The 22,095-nt window shown below is 70.5% G+C and carries 19 protein-coding genes; 9 read left to right on the forward strand and 10 right to left on the reverse strand.

The window, feature by feature from the left end:
• The first annotated feature begins 14 nt into the window (after positions 1-14).
• The gene (locus AB0A69_RS00840) at positions 15-875 is read left to right on the forward strand and encodes an isoprenyl transferase (RefSeq protein WP_361413759.1); all 861 of its coding nucleotides are present in this window, start codon (positions 15-17) and stop codon (positions 873-875) included.
• Complete coding sequence (locus AB0A69_RS00845; RefSeq protein WP_361413762.1) at positions 872-1,210, forward strand: hypothetical protein; 339 nt, start codon at positions 872-874, stop codon at positions 1,208-1,210. The genes AB0A69_RS00840 and AB0A69_RS00845 overlap by 4 nt, the downstream gene beginning before the upstream one ends.
• Before the next feature lie 75 nt (positions 1,211-1,285).
• On the opposite strand, the gene AB0A69_RS00850 is transcribed toward AB0A69_RS00845, so the two are convergent.
• From AB0A69_RS00850 to AB0A69_RS00865, 4 genes are all read right to left on the reverse strand, one after another.
• Positions 1,286-1,714, reverse strand: a complete 429-nt coding sequence (locus tag AB0A69_RS00850) for a transcriptional repressor (protein WP_361413765.1) — start codon at positions 1,712-1,714, stop codon at positions 1,286-1,288.
• 91 nt (positions 1,715-1,805) lie between these two features.
• Complete coding sequence (locus AB0A69_RS00855) at positions 1,806-2,714, reverse strand: metal ABC transporter permease (protein ID WP_361415126.1); 909 nt, start codon at positions 2,712-2,714, stop codon at positions 1,806-1,808.
• Positions 2,711-3,517 carry a metal ABC transporter ATP-binding protein gene (locus AB0A69_RS00860; RefSeq protein WP_361413768.1) on the reverse strand — a complete coding sequence of 269 codons (807 nt, stop codon included), beginning with the start codon at positions 3,515-3,517 and terminating at the stop codon, positions 2,711-2,713. Before AB0A69_RS00860 ends, AB0A69_RS00855 begins: the two co-directional genes overlap by 4 nt.
• Positions 3,518-3,554: 37 nt before the next feature.
• The gene (locus AB0A69_RS00865) at positions 3,555-4,550 is read right to left on the reverse strand and encodes a metal ABC transporter substrate-binding protein (RefSeq protein ID WP_361413771.1); all 996 of its coding nucleotides are present in this window, start codon (positions 4,548-4,550) and stop codon (positions 3,555-3,557) included.
• A 143-nt stretch (positions 4,551-4,693) separates the two neighbouring features.
• Between AB0A69_RS00865 and AB0A69_RS00870 the strand changes: the two genes are divergently transcribed.
• From AB0A69_RS00870 to AB0A69_RS00895, 6 genes are all read left to right on the forward strand, one after another.
• The gene (locus tag AB0A69_RS00870; RefSeq protein WP_361413774.1) at positions 4,694-6,076 is read left to right on the forward strand and encodes a glycine--tRNA ligase; all 1,383 of its coding nucleotides are present in this window, start codon (positions 4,694-4,696) and stop codon (positions 6,074-6,076) included.
• A 160-nt stretch (positions 6,077-6,236) separates the two neighbouring features.
• Positions 6,237-8,381: a penicillin-binding protein 2 gene (gene mrdA / locus AB0A69_RS00875; protein ID WP_361413777.1), complete on the forward strand. Its 2,145-nt coding sequence runs from the start codon at positions 6,237-6,239 to the stop codon at positions 8,379-8,381.
• Positions 8,382-8,494: 113 nt separating this feature from the next.
• Positions 8,495-8,674 carry a DUF6243 family protein gene (locus AB0A69_RS00880; RefSeq protein ID WP_355355851.1) on the forward strand — a complete coding sequence of 60 codons (180 nt, stop codon included), beginning with the start codon at positions 8,495-8,497 and terminating at the stop codon, positions 8,672-8,674.
• Positions 8,675-8,868: 194 nt separating this feature from the next.
• Positions 8,869-10,008 (forward strand): tRNA dihydrouridine synthase DusB, encoded by a 1,140-nt coding sequence (gene dusB, locus AB0A69_RS00885; protein ID WP_361413781.1) that lies wholly within the window; start codon positions 8,869-8,871, stop codon positions 10,006-10,008.
• A 669-nt stretch (positions 10,009-10,677) separates the two neighbouring features.
• Entirely contained in the window at positions 10,678-13,389 is a 2,712-nt protein-coding gene (gene ppdK / locus AB0A69_RS00890; protein ID WP_361413784.1) for a pyruvate, phosphate dikinase, read from the forward strand.
• Between the two features lie 675 nt (positions 13,390-14,064).
• Entirely contained in the window at positions 14,065-15,120 is a 1,056-nt protein-coding gene (locus AB0A69_RS00895) for a winged helix-turn-helix domain-containing protein (RefSeq protein WP_361413787.1), read from the forward strand.
• Here the strand turns inward: AB0A69_RS00895 and AB0A69_RS00900 are convergent.
• Positions 15,090-16,250, reverse strand: a complete 1,161-nt coding sequence (locus AB0A69_RS00900) for an alkaline phosphatase PhoX (protein WP_361413790.1) — start codon at positions 16,248-16,250, stop codon at positions 15,090-15,092. The genes AB0A69_RS00895 and AB0A69_RS00900 overlap by 31 nt on opposite strands.
• Positions 16,251-16,546: 296 nt before the next feature.
• Positions 16,547-17,131, reverse strand: a complete 585-nt coding sequence (locus AB0A69_RS00905) for a hypothetical protein (RefSeq protein WP_361413793.1) — start codon at positions 17,129-17,131, stop codon at positions 16,547-16,549.
• Between the two features lie 183 nt (positions 17,132-17,314).
• Between AB0A69_RS00905 and AB0A69_RS00910 the strand changes: the two genes are divergently transcribed.
• Positions 17,315-17,719 (forward strand): VOC family protein, encoded by a 405-nt coding sequence (locus tag AB0A69_RS00910; protein ID WP_361413796.1) that lies wholly within the window; start codon positions 17,315-17,317, stop codon positions 17,717-17,719.
• 16 nt (positions 17,720-17,735) lie between these two features.
• On the opposite strand, the gene AB0A69_RS00915 is transcribed toward AB0A69_RS00910, so the two are convergent.
• The 4 genes from AB0A69_RS00915 to nirB form a co-directional block, all read right to left on the reverse strand.
• Entirely contained in the window at positions 17,736-18,494 is a 759-nt protein-coding gene (locus AB0A69_RS00915) for an SDR family oxidoreductase (protein ID WP_361413799.1), read from the reverse strand.
• 122 nt (positions 18,495-18,616) lie between these two features.
• On the reverse strand, positions 18,617-19,201 hold the full coding sequence (locus tag AB0A69_RS00920; protein WP_361413802.1) for a TetR family transcriptional regulator: 585 nt from the start codon (positions 19,199-19,201) through the stop codon (positions 18,617-18,619).
• Between the two features lie 33 nt (positions 19,202-19,234).
• Positions 19,235-19,576 (reverse strand): nitrite reductase small subunit NirD, encoded by a 342-nt coding sequence (gene nirD / locus AB0A69_RS00925; protein ID WP_361413805.1) that lies wholly within the window; start codon positions 19,574-19,576, stop codon positions 19,235-19,237.
• Complete coding sequence (nirB, locus tag AB0A69_RS00930; RefSeq protein ID WP_361413808.1) at positions 19,573-22,095, reverse strand: nitrite reductase large subunit NirB; 2,523 nt, start codon at positions 22,093-22,095, stop codon at positions 19,573-19,575. Before nirB ends, nirD begins: the two co-directional genes overlap by 4 nt.

A 22,095-nucleotide genomic window follows, 5' to 3' on the forward strand; every position in this document is an offset into this window, starting at 1 on the left:
AGGAGATGGAGCGCATGGCACGACGCGGATTCCTGGGCCGGTCCCGCCGCGACTACAAGGACCCCGAGCCGCACCCGTCGGGCGCGCGCCCGCCGAAGTTCCCCGGCGAGCTGGTGCCCAAGCACGTGGCGATCGTCATGGACGGCAACGGGCGCTGGGCGAAGGACCGCGGCCTGCCGCGCACCGAGGGCCACAAGGTCGGGGCCGAGCGGGTGCTGGACGTGCTCCAGGGGGCCATCGAGATGGGCGTCGACGCCATCTCCCTGTACGCCTTCTCCACCGAGAACTGGAAGCGCTCCCCGGACGAGGTGCGCTTCCTGATGAACTTCAACCGGGACTTCATCCGCAAGACCCGCGACCAGCTCGACGAGCTCGGCATCCGGGTCCGCTGGGTGGGCCGGATGCCCAAGCTGTGGAAGTCGGTGGCCCAGGAGCTCCAGATCGCCCAGGAGCAGACCAAGGGCAACGACCGCCTCACGCTGTACTTCTGCATGAACTACGGCGGCCGCGCCGAGATCGCGGACGCGGCGCAGCGGATCGCCGAGGACGTCAAGGCGGGCAGGCTCGACCCGTCGAAGGTCAGCGAGAAGACGATCCAGAAGTACCTGTACTACCCGGACATGCCGGACGTGGACCTGTTCCTGCGGCCCAGCGGCGAGCAGCGCACCTCCAACTACCTGATCTGGCAGAGCGCGTACGCCGAGATGGTCTTCCAGGACGTGCTGTGGCCCGACTTCGACCGCCGCGACCTGTGGCGGGCCTGCCTGGAGTACGCCCAGCGCGACCGCCGCTTCGGCGGGGCCATCCCCAACGAGGAGCTGCTGGCGATGCAGGGCCGGCAGGACGAGGGCGGCGAGCGGGGCCCGCAGGCGTGACGTGGTTCCACAGGATCGTCGCGCTCGCGCTGTACCTGTTCGCCCTGGTGGTGATGAGCTTCAGCTTCATGGGGACCGTCGAGATGGAGTCGTTCCCCGGGCTGCGGCAGAACGACACGTTCGCCGTGATCGTCATGGGCGTCTTCGCGGTCGTGGTGGCCGGCGCCGCACTGGTGCTGGCGGGGTACCGCTCCCGCCTGGCCCAGGCCGCAACCGCCTGCGTGGTCCTGCTGCTGGCGTGGCGGGTGTACACGCTGGGGCCGGTGCTGCACTGCTGGAACCACAACAGCGTGGGACGCGGTGACGACGGCACGTACACCTGCTACGACCTCTGAGGGTCGAGGTGACATGGATGACGCCTTTGGCCGCGGGCGCGGCCAAAGGCGTCATCCATGTGCGAGGGGGTTGCGTCAGGCGTCGTTCTTCAGCGACGCCGCGCACTCCGTGCACGTGCCGAAGATCTCCACCGTGTGCGCCACGTTCACGAAGCCGTGCTCCGCCGCGATCGTCTCCGCCCACTGCTCGACCGCCGGGCCCTCGACCTCGACCGCCTTGCCGCAGACGCGGCACACCAGGTGGTGGTGGTGCTCGCCCGAGGAGCAGCGGCGGTAGACGGCCTCGCCGTCGCTGGTGCGCAGCACGTCCACCTCCCCCGCGTCGGCGAGCGACTGCAGGGTGCGGTAGACCGTCGTCAGGCCCACGGAGTCGCCGCGGTGCTTGAGCATGTCATGCAGCTCCTGCGCGCTGCGGAACTCGTCCACCTCGTTCAGCGCCGCCGAAACGGCGGCTCGCTGTCGGGTCGACCGGCCGCGTACGCCGGTAGGTCCAGCCGTCGCCACAGGTGCCTCCTTAGCCTCGGCCCGCTCGGAAAGTCGTGAAGTCCGTCGGGCCATTCTGCCAGGCCGTCCCGCGGGGCCCGGCAGACCGTACTCAGCCCTTCGCCGCCTTGACGTCGTCCGCGGCGTCCGCGGGGGCGACGTCGAGGTCGCAGACCTCCGGCTCGGGGCGCTCCGCCGCCCGGGCGCGGCGCCTGGCCAGCGGGGCGGCCAGGGCGGTCAGGACCACGAACACCGCGATGGCCATCAGGACGATGGTCGCTCCCGGCGGCACGTCGTTGTAGTACGTCGTGACCGTGCCGGCCAGCGTCACGCCCGTACCGATGAGCACCGCCACCGCGAACGTCGTACGGAAGCTGCGCGACAGCTGCTGCGCCGCCGCCACGGGGACCACCATCAGCGCGCTGACCAGCAGCAGGCCGACCACCCGCATGGCGACCGTCACGGTCACGGCGGCGGTGATCGCGACCAGCAGGTTCAGCGTGCGCACCGGCAGGCCGGTGACCCGCGCGAACTCCTCGTCCTGGCTGATCGCGAACAGCTGGCGCCGCAGGCCCAGCGTGACCAGCAGCACGAAGGCCGCCAGCACGCACATCGCGACGACGTCCTCGTCCGACACGGTCGACAGGGAGCCGAAGAGGTACGAGACGAGGTTGGCGTTCGAGCCGGTCGGGGAGAGGTTGATCAGCATGACGCCGCCGGCCATGCCGCCGTAGAAGAGCAGCGCCAGCGCGATGTCGCCGCGCGTGCGCCCGTACGTCCGGATCAGCTCCATCGTGACGGCGCCGACGACCGCCACCAGCGTGGCCATCCACACCGGGTTCGCGGACATCAGGAAGCCGAGGCCGACGCCGGTCATGGCGACGTGGCCGATGCCGTCGCCCATCAGGGCCTGGCGGCGCTGCACCAGGTGGATGCCGACGGCGGGCGCGGTGATGCCGACCAGGACGGCCGCGAGGAGCGCCCGTTGCATGAAGGTGTCGTGCAGGAGGTCCATGATCAGGTCAGCAGTCCCGTGCGGAGCGGCTCGTCGGCCGCGTGCGGATGTACGTGGTCGTGGCCGGGCAGCGCGTGCTGGCCGACGGCCCGCGGCGGCGGTCCGTCGTGGACGACGCACCCGTCGCGCAGCACGACCGCGCGGTCGATCAGCGGCTCCAGCGGGCCCAGCTCGTGCAGCACGAGCAGCACGGTCGTACCGGCCGCGACCTGCTCGCGCAGGGTCGAGGCGAGCACCTCCTGGCTGGTCAGGTCGACGCCCGCCATCGGCTCGTCCATGATCAGCAGGTCGGGCTCGGAGGCGAGCGCCCGGGCGATCAGCACCCGCTGGTGCTGGCCCCCGGAGAGGGCGCCGACGGAGTCCTTGGCGCGGTCGGCGAGGCCCACGAGCGCGATGGCCCGCTCCACGGCCGCCTTGTCGGCCCTGGACGGCCACCTCAGCCTCGTACGCGACAGGCGGCCGGAGGAGACCACCTCGCGGACGGTGGCGGGCACACCGCTCGCGGCGGTCGTGCGCTGCGGTACGTAGCCGACGCGCGCCCAGTCGCGGAAACGCTTCAGCTCCGTACCGAAGAGGGCGACGGACCCGCCGGTGAGCGGGACCTGGCCGATGACCGAGCGGACGGCGGTCGACTTGCCGGAGCCGTTCGCGCCGAGCAGGGCGACGACCTCACCGCGGTGGACGGTGAGGTCGACGCCGCGCAGCACGGGGCGGGCGCCCAGCGTGGCGGTGGCCGCGCGGACGGATATGACGGGCTCGGATATGACCGGGTCTACGACCGGCTCGGATACGGCGGGCTCGCTGCTCACGTCGCTGCCTCCGTTGCGTGCTTGACGTGCGAGGATGTCACTTGCTGCCGAGGGCCTTCCGCAGCGCGGCGAGGTTGGACTCCATCACCTCGATGTAGTCAGCGCCCTTGGACTTGTCCGTGATTCCCTCCAGCGGGTCCAGGACGTCCGTCGTGAGGCCGGCGTCCTTCGCGAGGGTCTTCGCGGTCTTGTCGCTGGCGAGCGTCTCGAAGAAGACGGTCGTGACCTTCTCCGCCTTCGCGACCTCGCGCAGCTCCTTGATCCGGGCGGGGCTCGGCTCGGACTCGGGGTCCATGCCGGAGATGCCCTCCTGGTCCAGCTTGTACCGCTCGGCGAGGTAGCCGAAGGCGGAGTGGGTGGTGATGAAGGTGCGCGTGGAGGTGTTCTTCAGGCCCTCGTCGAACTTCTTGTGCAGGGCGTCGAGCTTCTTCACCAGCTCGGCGGTGTTCTTCTTGTAGTCGGCGGCGTGGGCCGGGTCGGCCTTCTCCAGGGAGGCGCCGACGCCCTTGGCGACCTCGGCGTACTTCACCGGGTCCAGCCAGATGTGCGGGTCGGCTCCGGCCTCCTCGCCGTGGTGCTCTTCCTCGCCGTGGTGCTCTTCTTCGCCTTCGTGGCCGTGGTCGTGGCCGCCGGTGGAGGTGGAGTGCGCCTCCAGCTTGGTGAGGGTGGCCGCGTCGAGCGTGTTCTCGACGCCCGCCTGCTGGATCGCGTCGTCGACGGCGGGCTGGATGCCCTTGAGGTACAGGATGTAGTCGGCCTGGCCGAGCTCGCGGACCTGGCTCGCCTTGAGCTCCAGGTCGTGCGGCTCGACGCCCGGCTTGGTGAGCGTGTTGACGGTGACGTGGTCGCCGCCTATCTGCTCGGCCAGGAACTGCATGGGGTAGAAGGACGCCACCACGTCCAGCTTGCCGCCGTTCTCCTTCCCCTTGCCCGCGGCGCCCGACGCGTCCGAGCAGGCGGACAGCGTGACCAGGCCCAGGATCACGGCTCCGGTGACGGCGGTGGTGGGTATGAGGCGGCGTCGTACGTTCATGGGATTCATTTTCATCAAAAGTGGAAACGATTGTCAACAAACGTGGTATGTGGCCCAGCCCACCCCCGATTTGATCCAAGGCCCCCGCGCGCCGCTAATCTGAAGCATTCGCCCTTCCTCATCGTCGTACTGAAGAGAGCACCGTGGCCGCCGACAAGATCGACACCATCGTCAGCCTGAGCAAGCGCCGTGGCTTCGTCTACCCCTGCAGCGAGATCTACGGCGGTCAGCGGGCCGCCTGGGACTACGGGCCGCTGGGTGTCGAGCTGAAGGAGAACATCAAGCGCCAGTGGTGGCGTTACATGGTCACCTCGCGTGAGGACGTCGTCGGTCTCGACTCGTCGGTGATCCTGGCCCCCGAGGTCTGGGAGGCCTCCGGCCACGTCGCCACCTTCACCGACCCGCTCACCGAGTGCACCTCCTGCCATAAGCGCTTCCGCGCCGACCACCTGGAGGAGGCGTACGAGGAGAAGCACGGCCGCCTCCCCGAGAACGGCCTCGCCGGCCTCAACTGCCCCAACTGCGGCAACAAGGGCACCTTCACCGAGCCCAAGCAGTTCTCCGGCCTGCTCTCCACGCACCTCGGCCCGACCCAGGACTCCGGCTCCGTCGCCTACCTGCGCCCCGAGACGGCGCAGGGCATCTTCACCAACTTCGGGCAGGTGCTGCAGACCTCGCGCAAGAAGCCGCCGTTCGGCATCGCGCAGATGGGCAAGTCCTTCCGGAACGAGATCACTCCGGGCAACTTCATCTTCCGCACCCGCGAGTTCGAGCAGATGGAGATGGAGTTCTTCGTCAAGCCGGGCGAGGACGAGCAGTGGCACGAGTACTGGATGGAGCAGCGCTGGAACTGGTACACGGGCCTGGGTCTCCGTGAGGAGAACATGCGCTGGTACGAGCACCCCAAGGAGAAGCTCTCCCACTACTCCAAGCGCACCGCCGACATCGAGTACCGCTTCCAGTTCGGCGGCAGCGAGTGGGGCGAGCTCGAGGGCGTCGCCAACCGCACCGACTACGACCTGAAGGCCCACTCCAAGGCGTCCGGCAACGACCTGCTCTACTTCGACCAGGAGGCCCAGGAGCGCTGGACCCCGTACGTCATCGAGCCCGCCGCCGGTGTCGGCCGCACCATGCTGGCCTTCCTGCTCGACGCGTACATCGAGGACGAGGCCCCGAACGCCAAGGGCGTCATGGAGAAGCGCACCGTGATGCGCCTCGACCACCGCATCGCGCCGGTCAAGGTCGCCGTGCTGCCGCTGTCCCGCAACGCGCAGCTCTCCCCGAAGGCCAAGGGCCTCGCGGCGGACCTGCGCCAGAACTGGAACATCGACTTCGACGACGCCGGCGCCATCGGCCGCCGTTACCGCCGCCAGGACGAGATCGGCACCCCGTTCTGCGTCACCGTCGACTTCGACACCCTCGACGACAACGCGGTGACCGTGCGCGAGCGCGACACGATGAAGCAGGAGCGCGTCTCCCTGGACCAGATCCAGGGCTACCTCGCGAGCCGCCTCATCGGCTGCTGACGCACCCGCCGCACACGGCCTCGGGCGTCCGCTCCCTCACGGGGGCGGGCGCCCGTCGCGTACGCAGGCGTCAGCGGGACCGGTTCACGGATGGATCTTGCCGTCACCTAAGCTCGGGACACAGGGCGGCAGCAGGGCTGTGCAGGGGGGAGCGGAACACGTGACCAACATTCCGGAGACCGGGCGCACTCCGCGCGTGCGGATACGACTCGTCGTCCTCCAGGTGCTGGTGATCTCCCTGCTCCTGACCCTCGGCGGCCGCCTCTGGTACATGCAGATCCGCAACGGCCAGGAGTACGCCGAGGAGGCGTCCCGCAACCGCGTGCAGCAGGTCGTCCAGCCCGCCGTGCGCGGCTCGATACTCGACGCGCGCGGCGTACCGCTCGCCGACAACGAGACGCGGCTGGTGGTGTCGGCCTCGCGTACCGAGCTGATGAAGATGAAGGACGACGGCAAGGGCGTCCTCACGCGGCTCGCGGGGGTGCTGGGCATGGCACCGAAGGACGTCATGGACAAGGTCCGCCTCTGTGACTCCGACACCCCGCAGCCGTGCTGGAACGGCTCCCCGTACCAGCCGATCCCCGTCACCGACGAGGCCACCCCGAAGCAGGCGCTCCAGATCCGCGAGCGCGCCGAGGACTTCCCGGGCATCACCGCCGAACCCGCCGCCGTACGCCGCTACACCGCGCCCGGCGGAGCCCGTACCGCCCAGGTCCTCGGCTATCTGTCGCCGGTCACCGACCAGGAGATCGAGAAGGCGAAGCACACCGACTCGCCGTTCCTCCGCTCCGACATGGTCGGCCGCTCCGGCCTGGAGCGCACGTACGACAAGGCGCTGCGCGGCAAGGCCGGCATCACCCGGTACGAGGTCGACCACCTGGGCCGCGTCCTCGGCGAGGCCCGGCGCGACCCGGCCCGCCCCGGCTCCAACGTCGTCACCTCCATCGACGCGCGCGTGCAGGCGGTCGCCGAGTACGAGCTCAACGAGGCGATGAAGGCGGCCCGCAAGGAGTTCGACCGCAACACCAAGCGGAAGTACGAGGCCGACTCCGGCGCCGTCGTGGTCATGGAGGCCAAGACCGGCCGCATCGTGGCCATGGCCTCCCTGCCGGACTACGACCCCAACGCCTGGGTCGGCGGCATATCCGCGAAGGACTACGCCAAGCTCACCGGCGAGAAGTCCAACTTCCCGCTGCTCAACCGGGCCATCCAGGGCCAGTCGGCGCCCGGCTCCGTCTTCAAGGTCATCCCGACCACCGCCGCCGTCAACGCCGGATACCCGTTCAACGGCCGCTACGACTGCTCCAGTTCGTACTCCATCGGCGACCGGTCCTTCTCGAACTTCGAGTCCAAGGGCTACGGCATGATCGACCTCGGCCGCGCCCTCGAAGTCTCCTGCGACACCGTGTACTACCGGCTGGCGCACGAGGAGTGGCGCAAGGACGGCGGCACCAAGCCGAAGAAGAACGCCAAGGACATCCTCTACACCACCGCCCGCCAGTACGGGCTCGGCAAGGAGACCGGCATCGACCTCCCCAACGAGGTCAAGGGCCGCGTCCCGGACCGCCGGTGGAAGCAGGAGTACTGGGAGGCCAACAAGGACGCCTGGTGCAAGCAGGGCAGGAAGAACGGCTCGTACACGCAGCAGATCGCGTACGAGAACTGCGTCTCCTTCAAGGACCTGCGCGCCGGCGACTCCGTGAACTACTCCATCGGGCAGGGCGACACCCTCGTCACGCCGATCCAGATGGCCAGCATCTACGCCGCGCTCTCCAACGGTGGCACCCTCTACACCCCGAGCGTCGGCAAGGCGATCGTCAGCCCCGACGGCCGCGCGGTCCAGGAGATCAAGCCCAAGGCGCACGGCAAGCTGCCCGTCGACAAGAAGCTGCTGGAGCAGATGGGCGACGCCCTCGCCGGAGTCGCCACGCGCGGCACCGCCGCCTGGCGGTTCGGCGGCTGGCCGCAGGACAAGATCCCGATGCACGCCAAGACGGGTACGGCCGAGGTCTACGGCAAGCAGACGACGTCGTGGTTCGCCACGTACACCAAGGACTACTCGATCGTCATGACGATCTCCCAGGGCGGTACGGGCTCCGGCGCGTCCGGACCCGCCGTGCGCAACATCTACGACGCCCTCTACGGCCTCGACAAGCAGGGCAACCAGGACCTGGGGCGCGCCCTGCTGCCCCAGCCGCAGACGACGCTGCCGAAGATCCAGCCGGACGGCACGATCGACGCGCCGCCCGTCCAGCCGTACAGGCCGGCCAGGCCGTCCGGGGCGGCGGCCAAGCCGAAAAGCTGATGCGCGGCGGGGTGCCGGGGGCTACCGTCGACGGCATGTGGTTCTTCCAGATCTACGAGTGAGATCCCCCAGATACGACGTTCCGATCACTTCTCACCACGTTGGGAGACACCGTGGCCAAGAGCCGTAACAACCTTCTCGGCGTCGGCGGACAGCGCAAGAAGCTGTCCCGCGCCGACCAGCAGGGCTCCGCGCCGGCGCGCGCCGCCGACCGCAGGGCGGCCGCCGACCAGAAGCAGGAGCTGCTGCGCAAGATGCGCGAGCGGGCGGAGGGCAAGCAGCAGGAGAGCTGACGCCCGCCCCGCACGTACGGGGGACTGCGCGTACGGGGACGCGCGTACGGGGGAGCGTACGGGGGACTGCGCGTACGGGGGACGGAAGGGCTCGGGCGGATTGTCGCCCGGGCCCTTCCGTGTGCCGCCGTCCAGGGATGCCGGGCTCAGGGCGTCCGGCGGGGCGTGTGCGCGGGTGGGTGACAATGGGGGGCATGACCGCGTTCAGTCCTCTCTCCATCGGGCCGCACGTCGTGCAGCCGCCGGTGGTGCTCGCGCCGATGGCCGGCATCACGAATGCTCCGTTCCGCACCCTGTGCCGCGAGTTCAGCGGCGGAAAGGGGCTGTTCGTGAGCGAGATGATCACCACGCGGGCGCTGGTCGAGCGCAACGAGAAGACCATGCAGCTGATCCACTTCGACGCGAGCGAGACGCCCCGGTCGATCCAGCTGTACGGAGTCGACCCGGTGACGGTCGGCAAGGCGGTCCGGATGATCGTCGACGAGGACCTCGCCGATCACATCGACCTGAACTTCGGCTGCCCGGTCCCGAAGGTCACCCGCAAGGGCGGCGGCTCCGCCCTCCCCTACAAGCGCCCGCTGCTGCGGGCGATCCTGAACGAGGCCGTCACAGGCGCCGGCGACCTGCCGGTCACCATGAAGATGCGCAAGGGCATCGACGACGACCACATCACGTACCTGGACGCGGGGCGCATAGCCGTCGAGGAGGGCGTCACCGCGATCGCCCTGCACGGCCGCACGGCCGCCCAGCACTACGGCGGCACGGCGGACTGGGACGCCATCGCCCGGCTGAAGGAGCACGTGCCGGAGATCCCCGTGCTCGGCAACGGCGACATCTGGTGCGCCGAGGACGCGCTGCGCATGATGCGCGAGACCGGCTGCGACGGCGTCGTGGTCGGGCGCGGCTGCCTGGGCCGCCCGTGGCTCTTCGGCGACCTGGTCGGCGCCTTTGAGGGTACGGGGGCCTCGGCGGCGCCCACGCTGCGCGAGGTCGCGGACGTCATGGTGCGGCACGCGCAGCTGCTGGGGGAGTGGATCGGGGACGAGACGCGGGGCGTCATCGACTTCCGCAAGCACGTGGCCTGGTACCTGAAGGGCTTCGCGGTGGGCTCGGAGATGCGCAAGCGGCTGGCGGTGACGTCGTCGCTGGACGAGCTGCGCGCTCAGTTGAGCGAGCTGGACCTGGAGCAGGCGTGGCCGCTGGGCGCGGACGGGCCGCGCGGGCGGACGTCCGGCAACAACCGGGTCGTCCTGCCGGACGGCTGGCTCAAGGACCCGTACGACTGCTCGGCGGTCGTGGGCGCGGAAGCCGAACTGGACACCTCGGGGGGCTGACCGGCCGTCGCCGTCGCCGCCGCCCGCTCTGGCGCCGTTGTCGCCGGTCGTACCCCAGCCTGCCTGTGCTGTCGCCGGCCGTACCCCCGCCCACCTGCGCTGTTCGGCTGCGGGCCGGGCGGGGTGCGCCCGGCCCGCAGCCGGGCCTGTGTTTCCCGTCGGCACCACCCGCCCCACCCCGCCCCCACCCCGCACCCCGTGCCATCCGTGCCGGTGGTGCCGAGTGCGCGGGGAAGGGTCTGCGCGGGGAGGTGCCTGCGCGCGGAGGCGCCTCCACCTGCCCTACCGCGGTCCGGATGCTGGAATTTCCGGTGATCAGCGCGCGTGATTCTCGCCACCCCTGATAGGGGTTGCGCTCAGATGAGCGCATGCGGTGCGACTGTACTTTTCAAAGGGTGGCACCCAGTGCCACCTTTCTTGCGTTCAAGAGTTGAACTCACTTGGCTTACGGCTCGCTCAGATGAGCACTTCAGCTCAGGTTTTGGTCAACCGGCATTCAGGTGTTGAAGGAATGGACCCTCACCTTGTTACTCGCGAGTTGCCTGCGATCTGGTGGCGGACGGGTGGTTAAGGCCGCATGACGGGTAAGTGGACGTACCCAGAAGCCTTCGATCTGGGTATGTTCCTCGCCGTCAGGGCAGCCACCGAGTCCTCGAGGAGTCGAGACCCGTGTCGGAAATCAAAGATCAGAAGTTCGTGTACGACTTCACCGAGGGCAACAAGGACCTCAAGGACCTGCTCGGCGGAAAAGGTGCCAACCTCGCCGAGATGACCAACCTTGGTCTCCCCGTCCCTCCGGGCTTCACCATCACCACCGAGGCCTGCAAGGTGTACCTCGAGAGCGGCGACGAGCCGGTCGAGCTGAGGGACGAGGTCACCGCGCACCTCGACGCCCTCGAGAAGAAGATGGGCAAGAAGCTCGGCCAGGCCGACAACCCCCTCCTCGTCTCGGTCCGCTCCGGCGCGAAGTTCTCGATGCCCGGCATGATGGACACCGTCCTCAACATCGGACTCTCCGACAAGTCCGTCGAGGGCCTCGCCAAGCAGGCCGGCGACGAGCGCTTCGCGTGGGACTCGTACCGCCGTCTGATCCAGATGTTCGGCAAGACCGTCCTCGGCGTGGACGGCGAGCTCTTCGAGGAGGCCCTCGAAGAGGCCAAGGCCGCCAAGAAGATCACCGTCGACACCGACCTCGACGCGGGCGACCTGAAGAAGCTGGTCAAGCAGTTCAAGAAGATCGTCAAGGCCGAGGCCGGGCGCGACTTCCCGCAGGACCCGCGCGAGCAGATGGACCTCGCCATCAAGGCCGTCTTCGACTCCTGGAACGGCGACCGCGCGAAGCTGTACCGCCGCCAGGAGCGCATCCCGCACGACCTCGGCACCGCGGTCAACGTCTGCTCCATGGTCTTCGGCAACCTCGGCCCCGACTCCGGCACCGGCGTCGCCTTCACCCGCGACCCCGCCTCCGGCCACCAGGGCGTCTACGGCGACTACCTCCAGAACGCCCAGGGCGAGGACGTCGTCGCCGGCATCCGCAACACCGTGCCGCTGGCCGACCTCGAGTCGATCGACAAGAAGTCGTACGACCAGCTGATGCAGATCATGGAGACGCTGGAGAACCACTACAAGGATCTCTGCGACATCGAGTTCACCATCGAGCGCGGCCAGCTGTGGATGCTCCAGACCCGCGTCGGCAAGCGCACCGCCGGTGCCGCCTTCCGCATCGCGACGCAGCTCGTCGACCAGGGCCTCATTGACGAGGCCGAGGCGCTCCAGCGCGTCAACGGCGCCCAGCTCGCGCAGCTGATGTTCCCGCGCTTCGACGAGAAGGCCGAGGTCCAGCAGGTCGGCCGCGGCATCGCCGCCTCCCCGGGCGCGGCCGTCGGCAAGGCCGTCTTCGACTCGTACACCGCCGTCAAGTGGTCCCGGTCCGGCGAGAAGGTCATCCTGATCCGCCGTGAGACCAACCCGGACGACCTGGACGGCATGATCGCCGCCGAAGGCATCCTCACCTCGCGCGGCGGCAAGACCTCCCACGCGGCCGTCGTCGCGCGCGGCATGGGCAAGACCTGTGTCTGCGGCGCCGAGGAGCTCGAGGTCGACACCAAGCGCCGCCGTATGACCGTGCCCGGCGGGCACGTCGTCGAGGAGGGCGACGTCGTCTCGATCGACGGCTCCACCGGCAAGGTGTACCTCGGTGAGGTCCCGGTCGTGCCGTCGCCGGTCGTCGAGTACTTCGAGGGCCGCATGCACGCGGGCGCCGACGACGCCGACGAGCTGGTCCAGGCCGTGCACCGGATCATGGCCTACGCGGACCGGGTACGCCGGCTGCGCGTACGCGCCAACGCCGACAACGCCGAGGACGCGCTGCGCGCCCGCCGATTCGGCGCGCAGGGCATCGGCCTGTGCCGCACCGAGCACATGTTCCTCGGTGAGCGCCGCGAGTACGTCGAGCGCCTGATCCTCGCCGACACGGACGCCGAGCGCGACGACGCCCTCAAGGCCCTGCTGCCGCTGCAGAAGCAGGACTTCGTCGAGCTGTTCGAGGCGATGGACGGCCTGCCGGTCACGGTCCGCCTCCTCGACCCGCCGCTGCACGAGTTCCTGCCCGACATCACCGAGCTGTCGGTGCGCGTCGCCCTCGCCGAGGCCCGCAAGGAGCCGCACGAGAACGAGCTGCGCCTGCTCCAGGCCGTGCACCGGCTGCACGAGCAGAACCCGATGCTGGGTCTGCGCGGCGTACGCCTCGGCCTGGTCATCCCCGGCCTGTTCACCATGCAGGTGCGGGCCATCGCCGAGGCCGCGGCCCAGCGCATCGAGGCGAAGGGCGACCCGCGCGCGGAGATCATGATCCCGCTCGTCGGCACCGTGCAGGAGCTGGAGCTCGTCCGCGACGAGGCCGAGCAGGTCATCGCCGAGGTGCAGGCCCAGACCGGCGTCGAGCTGAAGCTCGCGCTCGGCACGATGATCGAGCTGCCGCGCGCCGCGGTGACCGCCGGTCAGATCGCCGAGTGCGCGGAGTTCTTCTCCTTCGGTACGAACGACCTCACCCAGACCGTGTGGGGCTTCTCCCGCGACGACGTGGAGGCGAGCTTCTTCACGGCGTACCTGGAGAAGGGCATCTTCGGCGTCAGCCCGTTCGAGACGATCGACAAGGACGGCGTCGGCGCGCTCGTGCGCAGCGCGGTCGAGTCGGGCCGGGCCACCCGCCCCGACATCAAGCTCGGTGTCTGCGGTGAGCACGGCGGCGACCCCGAGTCGGTGCACTTCTTCCACGAGGTGGGTCTCGACTACGTCTCCTGCTCGCCCTTCCGGATCCCGGTGGCGCGCCTGGAGGCGGGCCGCGCGGCGGCGCAGTCGTCGGGCAGCGACAGCCGCTGAGCCGAGCCGTGCCCGGCCGCTGAGGCCGGGTCCAGCCCGGCCCTGAGGCCGGGTCCAGTCCGGCCCTGACGCCGGGCCTCGCCCGGCCGCTGAGGCCGGGTCCTGTCCGACCGTCCCCTGGCCCCGCCCGGCCCGGACGGTCGGGCTCCGAGTCACCGGAGCCGCCGTTGGTCCCCGACCCTCACCGATCGGCGGCGGCTCCGGGTCGCAAGAGAGACGGGGCGGACACCTTGTGCGGAGGTGTCCGCCCCGTCGTATTTCGTCCGGGTATTTCGTTCAGGTGCCGAGGTGTATTCCCGCGGCGTTACGGGCGGTTGAATTCCGGGCTGTTGAAGAGCGGACTTCAGGTGCCCGCTCGAATTGCGCCATTCGCCCCGCAAACAATGGGCGGAGCGCGGCCACCGGATCCCCACCCGCCGACCGCGCCCCATTACCCCTGCCGGACAGGAGAGCCGCAACCTGTCAGGACCGCCGCCGGACGCGAGAAGCCCCCCACGGTCTTCACCACGTCACCTCGGTCCTGACGGTTTCCCGTCCGACGGCGTACAGCTTTTCGGTTTACACCCTGCCTCCGCGATGCGTTTCAACTGTGGCTGAAATGCCGTGGTGACGTCCTGTGATGGCGTGCATACTCAGTGGTGGGGGGTGATTGCGGATGCAACAGGTGGGGGTTCAGTGCTGCGTATACATTTCACCGGGGCCGACCTTGCCGGGGTTCGGATGGCGGCCCGGCCGGATGTGTTGTGGGAAACCGTCCTCAGCTTTCACCGATTGCGGGACCGGCGCGGTGCCCTCGTCTACGGAGAATGGCGCTCGGAAACCCGCACGCGGTTGAACGGTGAAACACGGTTGCTGGGGGCACTCGTCCCGCAGCGGGGCTATTTCCCGGACTTCCTGACGCCCCCCGAGGGGCTCGGCGGCCTCGACACGGCTCTGGAGGCCGTACGGGAGACCCCGCCCGCCCGGATCGGCACCGAGCTGGCCCTGCTCGCCGCCTCGCGGCCCGGCGCGGCGCCGCTGCCCGGTTGGGCCGCCGGACTCCGGGAGGGCCGCCCCGAGCCGTTCAGCCGGCTGCTGGGGGCGCTGCGCGGCTACCACCGCGCGGCCATCGAGCCCTACTGGACGTACATCCAGTCCCGTGTGGAGGCCGACCGCGCCGTGCGCGGCCGGGCGCTGCTCGACGGCGGCGCCGACGAACTGCTGGCCTCCCTGCCGCCGACGCTGCGCTGGCGCTCGCCCGTGCTGGAGGCGGACTACCCGGTCGACCGGGACCTGCACCTCGACGGGCGGGGACTGCTGCTGCAGCCGTCGTTCTTCTGCCGGGGCACCCCGGTCGTCTACCGCGACCCCGAGCTGCCGCCCGTGCTGGTGTACCCGGTGACGCACTCCGACGCCCCGGCGGCCGGCGAGCCGGCCGGCGGCGGCGCCGCGTCGTCCTCACTCGGCCGGCTCGTCGGGCACACCCGCTCCGCCGTCCTCAAGGCCATCGGCCACGGCGGCACGACCAGCGAACTGGCCCGCCGGGCCGGGGTGTCGCTCGCCTCCGCCAGCCAGCACGCGGGCGTGCTCCGCGAGGCGGGCCTGGTGGTCACGCTGCGCCAGGGCAGCTCCGTCCTGCACACGCTGACGCCGCTGGGCGCCGCCCTCCTGCACGGCGGCGCCCAGTACGGCCGGATCCCGCAGCAGCAGCGGCGGCGGAGTTACGCCCGGAACGGACCCGTCACCTCGTAGGTGATGCCGCCCGAGGAGCTGCCCGTCGTACCGCGCTGGCTGGAGAAGTACAGCCGCTTGCCGTCGGGCGAGAAGGCCGGCCCGCAGATCTCCGAACCGGACTGGCCCTCGATGCGCAGGAACGGCGCCACGACGTCGTCCGGCGTGACGATGCAGAGGTCCATCGAGCCGCCGTCCTCCGCGATGTACAGGTCGCCGGAGGACGCGCCGGTGACGTTGTCCACGCCGGTCAGCGGGGCGGTGCCGCTGGTGACGAGCGAGTCGTCGTAGGCCAGCTCGTAGGTGTGGGTGGTGAGGTTCAGCTGCCAGAGGCGGCCGTCGCCCTTGGTGGTGAACCAGACGGTGTCGTTGGCGTAGTAGCAGCCCTCGCCGCCGTTGAACTTCTTCGCGCCGGAGACCTGGCTGCGGGTGGCGGTGGGAGAGCCGTCCGGGTCCGGGACGTTCTGCCAGGTGAAGGAGCCCGAGGTGGCCGTGGACGCCACCAGCACCTGGAGGGTGCCGGAGGACAGGTTGCCCCAGGTGGAGGGGACGAAGCGGTAGAAGCAGCCGTCCGACTTGTCCTCGGTCAGGTAGATCACCCTGCGGACCGGGTCGGCGGCCGCGGCCTCGTGGTTGAAACGGCCCATGGCGGGGTGGCGGACGGCCGCCTTCACGCCCCAGGGGTCGGTCTCGTAGACGTACCCCGTGTCCACCTCCTCGCAGGACAGCCAGGTGTTCCACGGCGTCGCGCCGCCCGCGCAGTTGCGGTTGGTGTTGGAGAGGATGCGGTACGCGCCGGTGATGGCGCCGGTCGCGGAGAATTTGATCGCGCTCGCGCCGCCCGTGGAGGAGATCTCGGAGTTGGAGACGTAGATCCAGCCCGTGCCGTCCGCGAAACAGGCGCCGCCGTCCGGCGCGTTGTGCCACGTGTACGAGGTGGAGCCGACCTTCTGGCCGGACCGGGCTATCACCCGGCTGGTGAAGCCGCTGGGCAGCCGGATGCCGTTGGCGTCCGCCGCGCCGAGCGCCCCGTACGGGCCCGGGCCCGGCTGTGCGGGCGCCGCGTAGGCCGCGCCGCGCATCAGGGTGAAGCCGAAGGCGGCGGCCGAGCCGCCGATGACCGCTCCGCGCAGGAAACTGCGACGTTCCACTTGTCACTCCAGGAGGGGGTGTGAGACTGCCGCGCGGCCGGACGGCCGGCGGGGTCGCGCGCTTGGAGGAACCTAGAACTCCGGCATGGGTCCTGCATTGACGGTGCATCAACAACCGGTGAAGGGGAAGCGGCGGGAGGCCGGGCCGGTGGTCGACTTTCGGCCTTTTACGGTCAGGCTCGGTCCTGCTCGTGCGAACTCGATCGAAGTCGGTCGGACTTGCTCGGGGGCTCGGTTGGGGTGGGCTCGCCCACCGTGCGGGGGACTCGGCCGGGCCCGGCCGGTGTCGCCCGGCCTCAGCTCTCCAGCAGTCGCTTCAGCTCCGCCAGCCGCTCCCGCCAGAAGCTCCTGTACGCGGCGACCGCGTCCGCGTCCGGCAGTTTCGTGTGCCCCAGGCCGATCTGCGTCCCGCCCTCGCCCTTCGGGGTCAGTCGGACCGCGACACGGCTCGTCGCGCCGCCCCAGTCGGCGGTCAGCGACCGGCCCGGGCGGTGCATCCGCAGCGCGAAGTCCCCCTCCGGGACGTCCGGAAGCCAGCGCCGGCGCAGCTCCGGGTCGGCGAACGCCTCGGAGACCTGCTCCGGCGGGACGCTCACCGTCTTGCTGACGGACACCTGCCAGTCGCCCGCGCTGGACTGGCCGACCTGCCGCAGGCCCCGCTCCTGCTCGTACCCGACGGTGATCGACTGGGCGTGCCAGCCCGGCACCCCGTACGCCTCGACGAGGTGGCGGGCGATCTCGGTGTGGGAGCGCCCGGTCGCGGCGCCCCAGGCGTCGAGCAGGGCGAACCAGCCGTCCCAGTCCTTGCCGGTGGCGGCGGCCAGGGCGTCGCCCGACAGCTTCTGTGTGATCCGCCGGCCCGGGGAGCTCGCGGGGCTCATGAGGCCGACGCTAGGTGGGGGTGCGCGGGCCCGCAAGGTGAGGGAGATTTTTTTCGAGAGGTGTTCCGAGGGAGCGATGAGTTTCCGAGGAGTGCCGGGTCTACCCCTTCGAAAGCACACGGCGCCACGGCACACGGCGCACGCCACACGCCGCACGGCAACCGCACCGAACGGATGGATGACATGCCTCAGATGATCTTCGTGAACCTGCCCGTCAAGGACCTGGAGGTCTCCAAGGCCTTCTGGGGCAAGCTCGGCTACTCCTTCAACGAGCAGTTCACCGACGAGAACGCCGCCTGCCTGGTGTTCAGCGACACCATCTTCGCGATGCTCCTCACCGAGCAGCGCTTCAAGGACTTCACGAAGAAGGAGATCGCCGACGCGCGGACGTCGACGGAGGCGATCATCGCGCTGAGCGCCGACAGCCGGGAGAAGGTGGACGAGCTGGCCGACGCCGCCCTGGCGGCCGGTGGCTCCCCGGCCAACGACCCCCAGGACTACGGCATGATGTACGGCCGCTCCTTCCAGGACCCCGACCACCACCTGTGGGAGGTCATGTGGATGGACCCGTCGGCCGTCCAGGGCTGAGACGCGGGTCGGTCCGTTACGCCGCGGCGCCGCCGTCCACCACCAGATCGGTGCCGACCGTCGATCCCGCGTCCGGTGAGGCCAGGTACAGCACCGCCGCGGCGACCTCCTCGGCGGATGTCAGCCGGCCGAGCGGCGTGGTGAACCTGGCCGCGCGCTCCTCGTGCGTCTCGCCCGGCCGCAGGGACATCGGGGCGTCCGAGGCGCCGGGGCTGACCAGGTTGATCCGGATGCCGTCCCCGATGTGGTCCAGGGCGGCGGCGCGGGTCAGCGCGGCGACCGCCGCCTTGCCGGCCGTGTACCCGCCCATACCGGGCAGGCGGACGTGCGCGCCCAGGGTCGAGCCGACGTTGACGATCGCCCCGCCGCCGTTCGCCCGCATGTGGGCGATCTCGGCCTGGAGCGCGTACAGCACTCCGGTGACGTTGATGTCGAGCATCGCCTGCCAGTCCGCCGGGCCGAGGTCGGCGACCGGGCTGCCCTCGCCACGCAGCACGGCGGCGTTGTTGACCGCCACGTCCAGCCCGCCGAAGCGCTCGACGGTGCGCCGCACCAGGGCGCGTACGTCGTCGGCGCGGCTCACGTCGGCGGTGAAGGCGGCCGCCGTGCCGCCCTCCTTCTCGATCAGGGCGACGGTCTCGTCGAGGGTCGCGGCGGTGCGCCCGGCCACGGCGACCGAGGCGCCCTCGGCGGCGAAGGCGAGCGCGATGGCCCGGCCGAGGCCGGAGCCCGCGCCGGTGACGAGAGCGGTGGTGCCGGTGAAGCGTGCGGACATGATCGTCCCCTCCATTAATTTTTGACCGAACGTTCCAATTTGAGGGCGGAAAAGAAGGGCGCCCGTGCCTCGGGCACCCCTCGTCGAGCCGTTGTGGCCGGTCTGTTGTGGCCGGCGTGTGGTCAGTCCAGCAGCGTCAGGGCCTGCTCGGCCGCGTCGCGCACCCGTGCGGGATCGCCGGACGCCTTGCCCACGACGCGCAGACCCTGCATCAGCACCAGCAGCATCCGGGCCAGCGCGCGCGGATCGCGGTCGGCCGCCAGCTCCCCCTGGGCCCGCGCCCGCACCAGTGCGGAGTGCAGCATCGTCTCGATGTGCTCCCAAGCGATCTCCACGCGGCGGGTCGCGGCCCGGTCGCGCGGGGCCAGTTCGGCCGCCGTATTGGTGAAGAAGCAGCCGGTCAGCCGCTCCGCGTCGGAGGACGCCTCGGCGGCGAACCGCCGCACCACCGCCCGGACGGCCGGCAGCGCCGGACCCGGCCGGGACAGCTCGTCCATCAGGCGCGGTTCGCGGGCCTCCGCGTACCGGTCCATGGCCTTCAGGTACAGCTCGTGCTTGCTGCCGAAGGTCGCGTAGATGCTGGCGCGGCCGATGCCGAGGCGGTCCACGAGGTCCGCCATCGACGTCGCCTCGTAGCCGCGCTCCCAGAACAGCTCGAGGGCCGACTGGAGCGCGGCGTCCGGATCGAATTCCTTGGTCCTGGCCACGGACAGGACCCTAGATCAAACTGGAACGTACGGTCAAGAAACCGTGGCCAGCTTCCGCGTACGCACCGGGAAGACCGCCACCGCGACCTCCTCGTCGTCCAGGCACCGCCCCGTCTCCAGGTCGAAGCGCTGCTTCAGCAGCGGCGACGCCACGAACGGCCGCCCGCCCGCCGAGCCGAGAAGCCCGCGCGCCAGCACCTGGGCGCCGGTGAAGGGGTCGCGGTTGTCGATCGCGTACCAGCGGCCCGCCCGGTCCTGGAACAGCGCCACCTGGCGTCCGTCGGGCAGCAGCGCCGCCATGCCGCGCCCTGGGGTCAGCGCCGAGGCCTCGCAGATCGGCAGCCAGGCGTCGTCGTAGGAGAGTTCGAGCATCATCGGGCGGAAGCTCCTTCCAGGGGTTCCAGCGTCAGGATCGTCAGGTCGGGCTTGATCTGGCCGCGCTCCGGTACGAACTTCACCGACGGGTCCGGCGCGTCCGGGGCGTTGACGAAGGAGACGAACCGGCGCAGCCGCTCGGGGTCGTTCAGGGTCTCGGCCCACTCGTCGTGGTAGCTCGCGACATGCGCGGCCATCTGCGCCTCAAGCTCGTCGCAGAGGCCGAGCCTGTCGTGCACGATCACGTCGCGGAGGTGGTCGAGGCCGCCCTCCAGCCGCTCCAGCCAGGTCGCGGTGCGCTCCAGCCGGTCGGCGGTGCGGATGTAGAACATCAGGAACCGGTCGATCAGCCGGATCAGCTCCGCGTCCGACAGGTCCTGGGCGAGCAGGTCCGCGTGGCGGGGCGTGGCGCCGCCGTTGCCGCCGACGTACAGGTTCCAGCCGTTGGCGGTGGCGATCACGCCGAAGTCCTTCGACTGGGCCTCGGCGCACTCACGCGCGCAGCCGGAGACGGCGGACTTGAGCTTGTGCGGGGCGCGCAGGCCCCGGTAGCGCAGCTCCAGGTCGATGGCCATCTTCACCGAGTCCTGCACGCCGTAGCGGCACCAGGTCTGGCCCACGCAGGACTTCACCGTGCGCAGCGACTTGCCGTACGCGTGCCCCGACTCGAAGCCCGCGTCCACCAGTCGCGCCCAGATCGCCGGCAGCTGGTCGACCCGGGCACCGAACAGGTCGATCCGCTGACCGCCCGTGATCTTGGTGTAGAGGCCGAAGTCGCGGGCCACCTCGCCGATCACGATCAGCTTCTCCGGGGTGATCTCCCCGCCCGGGATGCGCGGCACGATCGAGTACGAGCCGTTGCGCTGCATGTTCGCCAGGAAGTGGTCGTTGGTGTCCTGCAGCGCGGCCCGCTCGCCGTCGAGGATGTACTCGTTGTGCAGGCTCGCCAGGATCGACGCGACGGCCGGCTTGCAGATCTCGCAGCCCTCGCCGCCGCGCGCCTCCTCCCGCCCGTGCGAGTCGAGCAGCTGCCCGTACGACGTGAAGCGCATGGTCCGGACGATCTCGAACAGCTCGCTGCGGGTGTACGAGAAGCAGCCGCACATGCCGCTGTCGGCGGGCTTCGGCAGCAGCTGCTGGATCACCTTCACGCAGCTGCCGCAGCCCGTGCCCGCCTTGGTGCACTTCTTCACCTCGGGCAGCGAGGAACAGGCGCAGATGGCGCCCTTGGTGACGTTGTGGCAGGAGCAGATGATCGCGTCGTCGGGGAGGGCGGACGGGCCGAGCGTCACCGGCGCCCCCGCGCCCGCCGGCAGCACCAGCTGCTCGGGCGCGACGGGCGGCTTGGTGCCGGTCATCGGCCGCAGCATGCCGTACGACTCGGCGTCGCCGACGAGCACACCGCCGAGGAGCACGCCGTCCGCGTCCACGACGAGCTTCTTGTAGACGCCGGCGCGCGAGTCGGAGTAGACGACGTCGAGGCAGCCCTCGGCCGTGCCGTGCGCGTCGCCGAAGGAGGCCACGTCCACGCCGAGCAGCTTCAGCTTGGTGGAGGTGTCGGCGCCCGTGAAGGCCGCCTCGGCGGACTCGTCGGCGATCGCCGCGGCCGCCGTCAGCGCCATCTCGTAACCGGGCGCCACCAGCCCGTACACCCGGCCGTCGGCCGCCAGGGCGCACTCGCCGATCGCGTACACCGCCGGGTCCGACGTACGGCACCGCTCGTCGACGGCGATGCCGCCGCGCTCGCCGACCGCCAGGCCGCAGTCGCGGGCCAGCTGGTCCCGGGGGCGTACGCCCGCCGAGAAGACCACCAGGTCGGTGCCGATCGTGGAGCCGTCCGACAGCGCCATGCCGGTCACGGAGCCGTCCTCCGTGAGGACCTCCTGCGTACCGGTTCCGGTGTGGACGATGAGGCCCATGTTCTCGATGGTGCGCAGCAGGGCCGCACCGCCGCCCTCGTCCACCTGCACCGGCATCAGGCGCGGCGCGAACTCCACGATGTGCGTCTCCAGGCCCAGGCCCTTGAGTGCGCCCGCCGCCTCCAGGCCGAGCAGCCCGCCGCCGACCACCGCGCCGGTCCGCGCCGTCTTCGCGTACTCCTCGATGGCGAGGAGGTCCTCGATCGTGCGGTAGACGAAGCAGCCGGTCGCGTCCTTGCCCGGAACGGGCGGCACGAAGGGGTACGAGCCCGTCGCCAGGACGAGCGTGTCGTACGCGATCACGCGGCCGGCGCGGGAGGTGACCGTCCGCGCCTCGCGGTCGATGGTCTCGGCCGGGTCGTCCAGGTGCAGCTCGATGCCGTGCCGCGTCATGAAGCCGTCCTCGACCATGGAGAGGTCGTCGGGCGTCCTGCCGTCGAAGTACGAGGTGAGCCGGACCCGGTCGTACGCGGGGCGCGGCTCCTCGCAGAAGACGACGATCCGGGCCCGCTCGGTGACGCCCCGCTCGGCGAGGGCCTCCAGGAAGCGCTGGCCGACCATGCCGTGGCCGATGAGGACGATGGTGGGCTGGTGGGCCAT

Origin of the sequence: Streptomyces sp. NPDC045431 (assembly GCF_040646655.1) — a bacterium.
In the GTDB taxonomy this organism is placed as follows: domain Bacteria; phylum Actinomycetota; class Actinomycetes; order Streptomycetales; family Streptomycetaceae; genus Streptomyces.